We start from the raw sequence: 12,238 nt of genomic DNA, 5'->3' as shown, positions 1-12,238 counted from the left end.
CTTAGGTGGCCGGTTTGTCGAGACCGAGCCTGGCGCGTTCTTCGGCTTCGATTTGGGCGTACACCTTGCGTTCGGTACGGTCGGCGCGCAGGATCGAGCGCATCAGCATCCAGAAGACCAGGCCGAGCGCAATGGTGGGTACGACCGAAAAGAGCGCGTTACCCCAGAAGTTCTCAATCACACCCCCAGACTACGCGCAAAGGCGCCCTACTTGCTGAGCAGGCCGAACATGCCGGTGCCCAGGTAATACACCCCGACACCGCCGACGATCACCCAGAGCGCGATGCGGTTCATCGACAGCTTGCGCCCACCCTTGTCCGGCTTCAACTCGTCGTCGGGCAGATAGTTCATTACTTCACCAGTGGAAAGAGAATTGTTTCGCGAATGCCGAGCCCGGTCAGGGCCATCAGCATACGGTCGATGCCCATGCCCATGCCACCGGTCGGCGGCATGCCGTATTCGAGTGCGCGCAGAAATTCTTCGTCAAGGCGCATAGCCTCCGGGTCGCCGCCGGCGGCGAGGCTGGCCTGTTCGATGAAGCGTTCGCGCTGCACGACCGGGTCGACGAGCTCGGAGTAGCCGGTGGCCAGTTCGAAGCCGCGCACGTAGAGGTCCCACTTCTCGACGACGCCGGCCACCGAACGATGTCCACGCACAAGGGGGCTGGTGTCGATCGGAAAGTCCATAACGAAGGTGGGGCGCACGAGTGAACCCTTGACGAAGTGCTCCCACAGTTCCTCGACGTACTTGCCGTGGATGGGGTGGTCGATCTCGATGCCCTCGCGCGCGGCGAGCGCAACGAGGTCGGCGAGCGGTGTCGCTGGCGTGATAGTGATTCCTGCGGCCACCGACAGGCTGTCGTACATGCCGATGCGGTCCCAGTCGCCGCCGAGGTCGAACAGGGTACCGTCGGCCCAGGTCACCACGTATGATCCGGCGATAGCAAACGCGGCATCCTGAATAAGCTTCTGGGTGAGGTCGGCGATGGAGTTGTAGTCGCCGTAGGCCTCATAGGCCTCGAGCATCGCGAACTCGGGTGAGTGGGTCGAGTCCGCGCCCTCGTTGCGAAAGTTGCGGTTGATCTCGTAGACGCGGTCGATGCCGCCAACCACAGCCCGCTTCAGGAACAGCTCGGGTGCGATACGCAGGAACAGCTCGGTGTCGAAGGCGTTGCTGTGGGTTTGGAACGGGCGAGCGGATGCCCCGCCATGCATCGTCTGCAGCATCGGGGTTTCGATCTCGATGAAGCCTCGGTCGGTGAAGGTGCGACGCAGGCTTGCGACAGCTTTGGAGCGCGAGAGCACGTTGGTACGGGCCTGCTCGCGGCTGATCAGGTCGAGGTAGCGACTGCGCACCCGGGTCTCTTCGCTGAGCTCACTGTGCAGGTTGGGCAGCGGCAGCAGCGCCTTCGAAGCGACCCGCCAGTCGGTCACCATGATCGACAGCTCGCCGCGGCGGCTCGAGATGACCTCTCCGGTAACGAACAGGTGGTCGCCGAGGTCGACCAGCTCCTTCCAGGCAGCGAGGGACTCGTCGCCGACGGCGGCGAGGGAGACCATGGCCTGGATCCGGGTGCCGTCACCCGACTGCAGGCTCGCGAAGCATAGCTTGCCGGTGTTGCGCAGGTGCACGATGCGGCCGGCCAGTCCCACGGTGACGCCGGTGACGGCATCCGCTTCGAGGTCGCCGAATTCGGCGCGCACGGCCGGAATTGTGTGGGTAACCGGAACCGAAACCGGGTACGCGCCGCCGGCCGGGCTCGCGGCGGCAGCGTTCAGGCGGTCGCGTTTGCCGAGGCGCACGGCCTTCTGCTCGTTCATCTCCGCGTCGGAGAAGCCCTCGTCGTCGGTCGCGGCGGGCGTGGGATTCTGGCTCATATACTTCTTTCGTTGGTGCTGTCTGTTCACAATAAAGCGGATGCTGCCCCTCACCCCAGGGTGAGCGACACGTTGTCGATCAGCCGGGTCGCGCCCACCCGCGCGGCCACGAGCATCCGGGCCGGCCCGCGATAGTCGCCCGGCACCGTCAACAGCGTCAGTGGGTGCACGATCACGAGATAGTCCAGTTTAACAAGCGACTGGGAGCCAATGCGCGCATTCGCAGCCGCGAGGGCAGCAGTCGGGCCGGCCGGCGCCGCCTCCACCGCCGCGCTGAGCCCAGCGAACAGGGCCTGCGCCGCCGTGTGCCCGGCGTCGTCGAGATAGCGGTTGCGGCTCGACAGGGCCAGACCACTCGGTTCGCGTACGGTCTCGACGACCTCGATGACCGTGCGCACGTTGAGATCGGCAACCATCCGCTGCACCAAAAACGCCTGCTGGCCGTCTTTTTGGCCGAACACCGCGGCATCCGGTGTGACGATGTTCAGTAGTTTTGCCACGACGGTGAGCATGCCGTCGAAGTGGCCGGGGCGCGCGGCACCCTCGTAGAGCGAGCCGACCGGGCCGGTGGTCACCCGGGTGTCGCTGGCACCGCCCGGATACATCTCGCGGGCGCTCGGCGCGAACACGAACGAGACGTTCTCGGCCGCCAGCGCAGCGAGGTCGGCGTCGAGGGTGCGCGGGTAGCTGTCGAGGTCTTCGCCAGCGCCGAACTGCAGCGGGTTCACGAAGATCGACACCACCACGATGTCGGCGAGCGCGCGTGCCCGCCGCACCAGCGCGAGGTGTCCGGCGTGCAGCGCCCCCATGGTCGGCACCAGCACGATGCGCGTGTCTCCGCCGGTCAGCGCCGCACGGTCGCGGGCCTGCCCCAGACGGTCGTGCAGTTCGGCAATGGTACTGAGAACTTCGATGGTACTCATTCGACCTCCCGGTCGTCATCAAACGGATGCTGTCGCTGCTCGATCTGGTCGAACCCGGCCAGGTCCAGTCGTTCGGGGCTCGTGCGCCCGAGGGCGTTTTCCATCGCGGAGCGCAACAGCGGACCAAGAATAGCCCCCGGATGCTCGAGGCCGATTCCGTCGAGCAGCCGGGTGGCCTGCTCGACGATCGAGCTAGAGAAGGCGGTGGCGATCTGGATGGCTTCGGCGTAGCTGGTGCGGTCCGCCTCGGCGACGATGAGCGGTTCGCCGCCCATCTCCACGACGAGCGCCTGCCCGATCGGCAGCACCGGGCCTGGCGCGGTCACGGCGAAGTAGCTGTCGGCGAGGCGGGCCAGGTCGAGACTCGTTCCGGTGAAGGCCATGGCTGGGTGGATGGCGAGCGGAATCGCGCCGGCGGCCTGCGCGGGCGCGAGCACCGCGGTGCCGTAGCGGGCGGAGGTGTGGAGCACGAGTTGGCCGGGCTGCCAGGTGTTGGTCGCGGCGAGGCCCTGCACGAGGCTTTCCAGCTGGGCGTCGGGCACGGCGATGATGACCAGTTCGCTGCGTTCGACGACCTCGGGCACGGGCAGAATCGGCACGAGCGGCAGAATGGCTTCGGCGCGGTCTCGACTGGCCTGCGAGATCGCGGAGATGCCGACGATGGCGTGGCCGGCGCCAGCGAGGGCTGCTCCGAGAATGGGGCCGACGTGGCCGGCGCCGATGATTCCGACGCCGAGGCGTCCCGGTTTGGCGTTCATTCGGTGGCCTCCGTGGCTGGCACTGGAGTCGCAGTCCGACTCCAGTGGTGACTGGTATCGGCGAGGGCCGATCGCACCGCGCCCGTCGACATCCACTCGAACAAGACGAGGGCTTCTTCAACGTCGATGACGCTGAGCGACGCACTGACCGGTCCGGCGACCGTGTGCAGGTCGGCCGAAGCGAGGCGCAGTCGGCGCCGAACGGCGCCCTGGCTGATGCGCACTCCCTGCATGCGTGCGAGGGGCACCAGAATGAGGTCGCGCGACAGCACGCCGCGACGTATCAGGGCCACCGGGCCAGAGACGGCCCAGCCGGTGCGCCACCACGAGAACGGGCGCAGCCAGACGGCCCGCGCTGGGGCGTTGCTGTAAAAATCGGCGAGGCCGGCGTCACGTTTGCGGCCGCCGAGCATGCCGTTTTCGACCAGGGCACGGTGGGCGTCGGTGTCGAACCCGGGAAGCGCCAGTTGCAGTACTTTTTCGACGTCGGCGAGGGTGCCGACCGGCAGCAGGGTGGTGCTCGTCACCGCGCCACTGCTGCGGCCGGACGTCTGCCCGGCGGTGTTGATGCTGATCTGCCACCATCCGAAACGGCGCCAGAGAATGGGCTGTGACACCTTGATGGCGTGGATGCGCCCGGGCGGCAGGGTCTGGCTGCTGGTCGAGAGCAGCCCGTAGCCGACGCGCACTCCGTCGGTGGTGCCCGCGATGCTGAATCGCAACGTCTTGGTGATGCGGGAGAAGTAGTATCCAGCGCTGCCGATGAGGCCGGGCAGCACGGCTACGAGCACCCAGCCGCTGCTGCCGGCGATCACGCTGATGATGAGGCCGACACCGGCCAGCAGGAGAAAGACGGTGAAGCCGCTCAGCACGACCGACCCGATCAGCCGCCCCGGCGGAATGCGCACGATCGACTCCGGTGGGGCGGCATCCGGGTCCAGTTCCGGCGCCCGAAACTCGTTGAAGCGCGCGGTTGCGAAGTCGCCGAGGGCGGAGTGGGCGGTGGGCGGGCCGATCAGCGGTGGCGCGGCGCTGTCACCGGGCAGGGGCTGTGCGGCGGCCGCGAGGGCGCCGGGTGCGTCGGGTGCCGTGCCGGGCTGCCTGGCCTGGCGCAGGCCCGAGGCGAGGTGCAGGATGTCGCGGCGCAGGTCATCCGCTAGTTTCGAGCCGAGGTAGGCGAGCTGCACGTTGCCATCTTGCCCGGCGACGGTGATTTCGAGTCGGGCGGCACCGAACAGGCGGGGAATCAACGGCCGGGCGAGGTTGACGCCCTGCACCCGGTCGAGGCGGGCCTTGCGGTGACTGCGAAAAACGAGGCCGCTGCGCACTTCGACGACTTCGCCGTTCACACGAAAGGTGTGCATGCGCCAGGACAAATAAAAGGCTACGAGGATGACCAGCAGAATGCCGGCGATGATGAGCAACGCCCAGCCGGTGGCCCCGCGCTGGTAGATCTCGTCGATCGGATCGCCGCCGTAATTCTCTTCGCCGATGAACAGATCGATGAGGCGTTCGCGCAGGTTGGCCACGATGAAGCCGATGATGGCCACCATGAAGATTCCGCCGCGCAGCAGCGGGGTCGCCGGGTGCAGGCGGTGCCATTCACCGTCGGTGAGGTCGGTGCGCGGTGCTGCGAGGGGCGCCGGAACCGCAGCGGCGGGCTCGGTCACAGTCCCGCCCGGCGGCTCTCCGCGAGTTCCACCAGCCGGTCGCGCAGGCTTTCAGCGTCGGCCTCGGCCAGGCCGGGAATAGATACCCCGGCGGTCGCCGCGGCGGTCACGAACTTGAGATCGGCCAGGCCGAGCCAGCGGGCGACCGGGCCGCGGGTGATGTCAATGAGCTGCATACGCCCGTAGGGCACCGCGACGAAGCGTTGAAAGAGGATGCCGCGGCGAAAGAGCAGGTCATCCGCACGCAGCAGGTAGCCGATGGAGCGCACGCGCCGGGGTTCGAAGATGAGGTTGATGATCGACAGGACGAGCACCACGATACCGACCCACATTGCCCAGGTCGCATCGAGCAGCAGCCAGAGCAGGCTCGCTCCGCCGCAGACGACGACGGCGTTCACGATGGTGCCGACGATCTCGACCAGCACGTACTTCGGGGAGACGCGCTTCCACTCCCCCACGTCGGCCAGTTCGAGGCGTTTCGACGGCTCGGGCAGGTCAGCCGTCGGAGGCAGCGCTGCCGGCAGGTTCACGTCGGTCAGGTCAGGATCAGGCACGGGTACCTCCAGACTCGTCGGTGTCGCCGTTCCTGTCATTGTCGGGCGGCAGGGTGCAGAAGTGTTCGGCCACCAGGCCGGCCGTGAGCATGAGGGCCGCCCCGATGGCCGTACCGATCGCGAGCCACAAGGACGTGACCGCCGGAACGACCGATCGGGTGAGAATGTACAGCACGATGCCGAGGGCGGCACCGAGCAGCAGCGACGCCGACAGCGAGGTCGCCTTCGACAGCACGGCCACGCGCATCGCCCAGAACGGGTCGATGCGGCGCAGCGCCTTGCGATGGCTGCCCTGGCGCACCTGCCAGGCCAGGCTGACGACCACCGCACCCAGCAGGATCAGAGTCAGCGGCAGGGTGACCGGCGGAACGACGATCGGGGCACCGGAGGCCGCGAAGGCGATCTCGAGCAGAAAGCCGATCACGAGGCCGATCAGCAGAACGACGAGCAGCCCGGTCGCGTGGGAGCGCTTCATTGCCCGGCACCCAGCGCGAGGTCTGCGGCATCCGCTGCCCGGTGCACCGTATTGCCGGTCGCGGCCAGGAGGTCGCGCACCAGACCGCGGCCCGGGATAACGGCTGCGGAGTCGACGTCGAGCCAGGGAGCGAGGACGAAGTCTCGTTCCGCTGCACGCGGATGCGGAAGGGTCAGGCGGTCGTCTTCGACGCTCAGATCGCCGAACACGATGAGGTCGATGTCCAGTGTGCGGTCGCCCCAGCGTTCGGCGCGTACCCGGCCGTGCTCCGCCTCGATGGCGTTGACGGCGTCGAGCAGGCCATGTGGGTCGCCCGCGTAGTCGATGGTCAGCACCGCGTTGAGGTAGCGCGGCGCGCTCTCGTCGACGCCGCCCGGTTTCACCGCGGCCGATTCGTAGACGGGCGAGACGGCCATGAGCGCGGCACCGGGCAGGGCGGCCAGATCGCGCACGGCCTCGGACAGAGTGGCCGCGCGGTCGCCCAGATTACTGCCGAGGGCGAGCACGACGCGTTCCGTTGACCCGGTCATGACCGCGACCGGGTGATTTGCACGGCCACATCGGTGAACGGCACGGAGATCGGGGCCTGCGGCTTGTGCACCGTGACCTGCACGCGCAAGGCTGGCGGGTGGGCCAGCACGATGCCCGCGATGCGCTCGGCGACGGTTTCGATGAGGTCGACCGGGTTGTGCGCGGCCGCGGCCGTGACCTCCTCGGCGAGTTCGCCATAGTGGATGGTCTGGGTCACGTCGTCGCTCGCCGCTGCGCGCACCAGATCGAGCCAGACGGTGACGTCGATGACGAAGTCCTGGCCGTTTTCCTTCTCGAAGTCGTAGACGCCGTGGTGGGCGTTCACCCGCAGGCCGGTGAGGGTGATCGAATCAGTCATGGGTCCATTGTGACGGACTCGACGCGGGTCCCGGCAATTCCTCCGTGACGCAGGGCGTCGACCGCCGAACACTGGCCAGTACGTTCAGGGCCGTGCGGGTCGCCGCGACGTCGTGCACCCGCACCGCCCAGGCGCCGGCCTGGGCGGCCAACACGCTGACCACCGCGGTGGCCAGGTCTCGCTCGATGACGGGGGCACCGACCGGCAGCACGCTGGCGAGAAAGCGTTTGCGGGACGCCCCGACCATGACCGGGAGGTCGAGTGCGGCGAAGGCGTCGAGCCGGTGGAGGAGCTGCCAGTTGTGTTCGGTCTTCTTGGAGAATCCGAGGCCCGGGTCGAGCACGATTCGATCCCGGGCCACTCCGGCGGCGGTGAGCGCGTCGACGCGGGCGCTCAGTTCCGCGACAACGTCGGTGACGACGTCGCCGTAGTCGGCGAGGGTGTCCATCTGCTGAGCGTGGGCACGCCAGTGCATGGCGATATAGGTGAGGCCGGTGTCGGCGGCGACGGCGGCCATGCCGGGGTCGGCGAGTCCGCCGGAAACGTCGTTGATGACGCTCGCACCGGCTTGCGCTGCTGCGCGGGCGGTCGAGGCGTTGAGCGTGTCGATGCTGAGTTTGAGGCCCTGCCGGGCGAGCTCTGCGACGACGGGAATGACCCGGCGCTGTTCCTGCTCGGGCGACACCCGGGTGGCGCCGGGCCGGGTGGACTCGCCGCCCACGTCGATCAGGTCAGCGCCCTGGGCGTGCAGTAGCAGGCCGTGCTCGATGGCGGCATCCGTTGACGCCCACTGGCCGCCATCGCTGAACGAATCGGGGGTGACGTTGAGCACGCCCATGATGAGCGTCATCCGCCGGCCGCAATCAGCGCGATGATCTCGGCGCGAGCCGTCGGATCGGTCAGGGCGCCGCGGGAGGCCATGGTCACGGTCGAGCTCGCGCTCTGCCGCGGGCCGCGGGTGCCGACGCAGCCGTGCACGGCGTCGAGCACGACGAGAACGCCGAGCGGGTCAAGGCCGGTCTGCAGCGCATCGGCGATCTCTTCGGTGAGCCGCTCCTGCAGCTGGGGCCTGGCTGCGATGGTTTCGACCACGGCTGGTAGTCGGCCGAGCCCAACGACGCGGTCCCCTGGCAGGTAGGCCACGTGCGCGATGCCGAGGAAGGGCAGCAAGTGGTGTTCGCAGATCGAACGAAAGGCGATGTCGCGCAGCAGCACGAGTTCGCCCGTGCTTTCCCCGACCGGAACGGAGTCCGCAAGCAGGTCCTGCGGGTTCTGGTCGAGGCCGGCGAAGAACTCGGCGTAGGCATCCGCTACCCGTCGCGGGGTGCTTTCCAGGCCCACTCGCTCCGGATCCTCGCCGATTGCAGCGAGGATCTCCGAGACGGCCGCCTGGATGCGCGCCCTATCCACTGCCACGGGCGCCTAGGCGGTTGCGGGGCGGGGGTTGCGGGCCGGCGCGCGCTTTGGTTTGGCGGGAACGGCGTCGCCGCTGGAGATGCCTCCGTCAACGGCAGCGCCGTCGATGGGAGCCTTCGGGGCCGGCATGGCGATGGGCGGCACGTCGGAAACGGGACGCTTGTCGCTGGAGAGCCACTGCGGGCGCGGCGGCAGCTTCTCGACGTTGGCGAAGATCTCGGCCAGGGCGGTCTGGTCGAGAGTCTCATGTTCGAGCAGGTGCGCGGCGAGGTTGTCGAGAATGACACGGTTCTTGATCAGAACTTCGTAGGCCTCGTCGTGGGCGTCTTCGAGCAGCTGGCGCACCTCGCGGTCGACGCTCTCGGCGACGCGCTCCGAGTAGTCGCGCTGGTGGCCCATGTCGCGGCCGAGGAAGACCTCACCGGAGCCCTGGCCGAGCTTGAGCGGGCCGACGACACTGCTCATGCCGAATTCGGTGACCATCTTGCGTGCGGTCGCCGTGGCCTTCTCGATGTCATTGGAGGCGCCGCTGGTCGGGTCGTGAAAGATGATCTCTTCGGCGACGCGGCCGCCCATGGCGTAGGCCAGCTGGTCGAGCAGTTCGTTTCGGGTGACCGAGTAGCGGTCTTCGAGCGGCATCACCATCGTGTAGCCGAGGGCCCGGCCGCGCGGCAAAATGGTGATCTTGGTCACCGGGTCGGTGAAGTTCATCGCGGTGGCGACGAGGGCGTGGCCGCCCTCGTGGTACGCGGTGATGAGCTTCTCTTTGTCGCGCATGACGCGGGTGCGGCGCTGCGGTCCGGCCATGACCCGGTCGACGGCTTCGTCGAGCGCACGGTTGTCGATGAGCTGGGCGTTGGACCGGGCGGTGAGCAGCGCGGCTTCGTTGAGCACGTTGGCCAGGTCGGCTCCGGTAAAGCCGGGTGTCTTGCGGGCGAGCACTTCAAGGTCGACGCCTTCGGCCATCGGCTTGCCCTTGGAGTGCACCTCGAGGATGCGCTTGCGGCCGAGCATGTCGGGTGCGTCGACGCCGATCTGCCGGTCGAACCGGCCCGGGCGCAGCAGCGCGGGGTCGAGGATGTCGGGGCGGTTGGTGGCGGCGATGAGGATGACGTTCGCCTTCACGTCGAAGCCGTCCATCTCGACCAGCAGCTGGTTGAGGGTCTGCTCGCGTTCGTCGTGGCCGCCGCCCATGCCGGCGCCGCGGTGACGGCCGACAGCGTCGATCTCGTCGATGAAGATAATGGCGGGAGCGTTCTCTTTGGCTTGGCTGAACAGGTCGCGCACCCGGCTGGCGCCGACACCGACGAACATTTCGACGAAGTCCGAGCCGCTGATGGCGTAGAACGGCACGTTGGCCTCGCCGGCGACCGCGCGGGCGAGCAGCGTTTTACCGGTTCCGGGAGGGCCGTAGAGCAGCACGCCCTTCGGGATGCGGGCGCCGACCGCCTGGAATTTGGCCGGTTCCTTGAGAAAGTCTTTGATCTCTTCGAGTTCTTCGATGGCTTCGTCTGCGCCGGCGACGTCGGCGAAGGTGACCTGCGGGCTTTCCTTCGAGACGAGCTTGGCCTTGGACTTGCCAAACTTCATGACCTTGCTGCCACCGCCCTGCATCGAGATCATGAGCCAGAAGAAGGCACCGATCAGCAGCACGGGGAGCAGGAAGCTCAGAACCGAGAGCACCCAGTTGGGCTGGGGTACCTCGTCGGTGAAGCCGTCCTTGGGGTTCGCGGCGGTGACCGCGGTGATGATCTCTTCGCCACGCGGGGCGACGTAGTAGAACTGCACCTGGGTGCCGAGGTCACCGCTGGCCTTGGTCAGCGTGAGGTCGACGCGCTGTTCACCGTCGACGATGGTGGCTTCGGCGACGTTGCCCGACTTGAGGTAGCCGAGGCCCTCTTGCGTGCTGACCTCGCGGAATCCGCTCATGGTGATGAGGCTTGACCCCACCCAGACGGCGATGACGGCGAGCACAATGTAGAGAATCGGGCCGCGGAGTAGCTTCTTGACGTTCATGGTGACCTCAGGCTAGCGCTCGATTGCAAGGGAATGCCGTGTGTTCGCCCAAAGGAAAACTTGGGGCTTGGTGCAGGCTGTGGCTAGAGCGCGGCTGCGGCGGCGGTGGAGTAGACGTGCGGGGCGAGAATGCCGACGGAGCGCAGGTTGCGGTACTTCTCGTCGTAGTCGAGGCCGTAGCCCACCACGAACTTGTTCGGAATGTTGAAACCCACGTATTTCACGTCGATGTCGACGCGCGCGGCATCAGGCTTCCGCAGCAAAGCGCAGATCTCAATGGATGCCGGACCGCGCGTTTTCAGGTTCGCCAACAGCCACGAGAGGGTCAGGCCGGAGTCGATGATGTCCTCAACGATGAGCACGTTGCGACCGGAGAGGTCGGTATCGAGGTCCTTCAAAATGCGTACGACGCCGCTGGACTGCGTTCCGGAGCCGTAGGAACTGACCGCCATCCAGTCCATGGTCACCGGGTGATGCAGTTCGCGGGCCAGATCGGCCATGACCATGACCGCGCCCTTCAGCACGCCGACCAGCAGCAGGTCGGTGCCGGCGTAGTCGACTTCGATCTGGCGTGACATTTCGGCCAGGCGAGCCCGAATCTGCTCCTCGCTGATCAGGATCTCGGTGAGGTCGCCGTCAATGTCGCGAGGTTCCATGTGAAAGGTGCAGTCCTTTTCTTTAGATGTGTCAAAGAACGGAAAAAATCAACATTCCGTCCTGCCGTACAACTCTAATACCTGGCAGGCTGAGCGCTCCCTGTCCGTGCCAGTCGGTCACCAGCGCCGCCACGGCCAGGGTCTGCACTCGAGTCAGCCACACGCCGCACATCGCCTCGACTCCGAACCGAATCACGCGCTGCCGCACGGCGGCCGACTGCGCGTCCAGCAGGTCCGTGGCGATCTTCCCATTGGCCCAGTTTTCCCGCAGCATCGTGCGCGCCAGCTCGTCGAGGGCGTCCGAGTCTTCCCGCAGGGTCTCGGCGGTGCGGGCGAGCGCCCCGGCGACCCCGGGGCCGAGTTCGGTTTCCAGCAGCGGCAGCACCGTTTCTCGCACCCGCACCCGGGCGTAGCGCGGGTCGAAGTTCTGCGGGTCGCTCCACGGCTCGAGGCCGGCATCGGTGCAGAATTGCCAGGTTTGGGCACGACGAATGCCCAGCAACGGCCTGAGAATCGGCCCGGTTCGCGCCGCCATGCCTCGCAGGCTGGTCGATCCGGAGCCGCGGGCGAGGCCGAGGAGCACGGTTTCGGCCTGGTCGTCGAGGGTGTGGCCGAGCAGTACGCCGCTCGCGCCGGTCTTGGCCAGGGCAGTATCGAACGCCGCGTACCGTTGAACGCGTGCCGCGGCCTCCGGGCCGGTCCCGTCACGCTCGACAGTCACGCTCAGCACCAGTACAGGGTCGAGGCCCAGCCGGCTGGCGGCCTCGGCGGCCCGCGCCGCGACATCCGCTGACCCGGTTTGCAGGTTGTGATCGACGATGACCGCGCCGGCACGGATGCCCAACCGCCCGGCTTCGAAAGCGGTCGCGGCGGCGAGCGCGAGCGAATCGGCGCCGCCGCTCAGGCCGACCAGGACGAGGCCCTCCGGCGGCAGCAGCTCGCGCACGGCCCGGCGAATGTCGGCGACGGCCGGGGTCAAGCGCGGGCGGCGGGGAGATTCCATC

General features: G+C 67.5%; 15 protein-coding genes. All 15 read right to left on the bottom strand.

What is annotated here, in order from left to right; translation table 11 throughout:
* Position 1: 1 nt before the first annotated feature.
* The 15 genes from BLS91_RS16130 to tilS all read right to left on the bottom strand — a co-directional run bounded on the left by BLS91_RS16130 (position 2) and on the right by tilS (position 12,237).
* Positions 2-181, bottom strand: coding sequence for a hypothetical protein (locus BLS91_RS16130; protein ID WP_092341782.1), 180 nt, complete (start codon positions 179-181; stop codon positions 2-4).
* 26 nt (positions 182-207) lie between these two features.
* On the bottom strand, positions 208-351 hold the full coding sequence (locus BLS91_RS20025) for a hypothetical protein (RefSeq protein ID WP_158252770.1): 144 nt from the start codon (positions 349-351) through the stop codon (positions 208-210).
* Complete coding sequence (gene lysS, locus BLS91_RS16125) at positions 351-1,877, bottom strand: lysine--tRNA ligase (RefSeq protein WP_092341781.1); 1,527 nt, start codon at positions 1,875-1,877, stop codon at positions 351-353. Before lysS ends, BLS91_RS20025 begins: the two co-directional genes overlap by 1 nt.
* 50 nt (positions 1,878-1,927) lie before the next feature.
* Positions 1,928-2,800: a pantoate--beta-alanine ligase gene (gene panC / locus BLS91_RS16120; protein ID WP_092341780.1), complete on the bottom strand. Its 873-nt coding sequence runs from the start codon at positions 2,798-2,800 to the stop codon at positions 1,928-1,930.
* Entirely contained in the window at positions 2,797-3,558 is a 762-nt protein-coding gene (locus tag BLS91_RS16115; protein ID WP_092341779.1) for a Rossmann-like and DUF2520 domain-containing protein, read from the bottom strand. Before BLS91_RS16115 ends, panC begins: the two co-directional genes overlap by 4 nt.
* Positions 3,555-5,228, bottom strand: a complete 1,674-nt coding sequence (locus BLS91_RS16110) for a PH domain-containing protein (protein ID WP_092341778.1) — start codon at positions 5,226-5,228, stop codon at positions 3,555-3,557. The genes BLS91_RS16115 and BLS91_RS16110 overlap by 4 nt, the downstream gene beginning before the upstream one ends.
* Positions 5,225-5,782, bottom strand: a complete 558-nt coding sequence (locus BLS91_RS16105; protein ID WP_241983059.1) for a PH domain-containing protein — start codon at positions 5,780-5,782, stop codon at positions 5,225-5,227. The genes BLS91_RS16110 and BLS91_RS16105 overlap by 4 nt, the downstream gene beginning before the upstream one ends.
* Complete coding sequence (locus BLS91_RS16100) at positions 5,775-6,257, bottom strand: DUF3180 domain-containing protein (RefSeq protein ID WP_092341777.1); 483 nt, start codon at positions 6,255-6,257, stop codon at positions 5,775-5,777. Before BLS91_RS16100 ends, BLS91_RS16105 begins: the two co-directional genes overlap by 8 nt.
* Positions 6,254-6,787, bottom strand: coding sequence for a 2-amino-4-hydroxy-6-hydroxymethyldihydropteridine diphosphokinase (gene folK / locus BLS91_RS16095; protein ID WP_092341776.1), 534 nt, complete (start codon positions 6,785-6,787; stop codon positions 6,254-6,256). Before folK ends, BLS91_RS16100 begins: the two co-directional genes overlap by 4 nt.
* Entirely contained in the window at positions 6,784-7,146 is a 363-nt protein-coding gene (gene folB, locus BLS91_RS16090; RefSeq protein WP_092341775.1) for a dihydroneopterin aldolase, read from the bottom strand. Before folB ends, folK begins: the two co-directional genes overlap by 4 nt.
* Positions 7,139-7,996 (bottom strand): dihydropteroate synthase, encoded by an 858-nt coding sequence (gene folP / locus BLS91_RS16085; protein WP_092341774.1) that lies wholly within the window; start codon positions 7,994-7,996, stop codon positions 7,139-7,141. Before folP ends, folB begins: the two co-directional genes overlap by 8 nt.
* The gene (gene folE / locus BLS91_RS16080) at positions 7,993-8,562 is read right to left on the bottom strand and encodes a GTP cyclohydrolase I FolE (RefSeq protein ID WP_092341773.1); all 570 of its coding nucleotides are present in this window, start codon (positions 8,560-8,562) and stop codon (positions 7,993-7,995) included. Before folE ends, folP begins: the two co-directional genes overlap by 4 nt.
* A 6-nt stretch (positions 8,563-8,568) precedes the next feature.
* Positions 8,569-10,578 (bottom strand): ATP-dependent zinc metalloprotease FtsH, encoded by a 2,010-nt coding sequence (ftsH, locus tag BLS91_RS16075; protein WP_092341772.1) that lies wholly within the window; start codon positions 10,576-10,578, stop codon positions 8,569-8,571.
* An 83-nt stretch (positions 10,579-10,661) separates the two neighbouring features.
* Entirely contained in the window at positions 10,662-11,234 is a 573-nt protein-coding gene (gene hpt / locus BLS91_RS16070; protein ID WP_092341771.1) for a hypoxanthine phosphoribosyltransferase, read from the bottom strand.
* Positions 11,235-11,265: 31 nt separating this feature from the next.
* Positions 11,266-12,237 carry a tRNA lysidine(34) synthetase TilS gene (tilS, locus tag BLS91_RS16065; RefSeq protein ID WP_092341770.1) on the bottom strand — a complete coding sequence of 324 codons (972 nt, stop codon included), beginning with the start codon at positions 12,235-12,237 and terminating at the stop codon, positions 11,266-11,268.
* Position 12,238 lies beyond the last annotated feature (1 nt).

This window comes from Cryobacterium flavum, from assembly GCF_900103805.1.
GTDB lineage: Bacteria > Actinomycetota > Actinomycetes > Actinomycetales > Microbacteriaceae > Cryobacterium > Cryobacterium flavum.
This window is presented reverse-complemented; position numbering and strand designations above follow the sequence as displayed.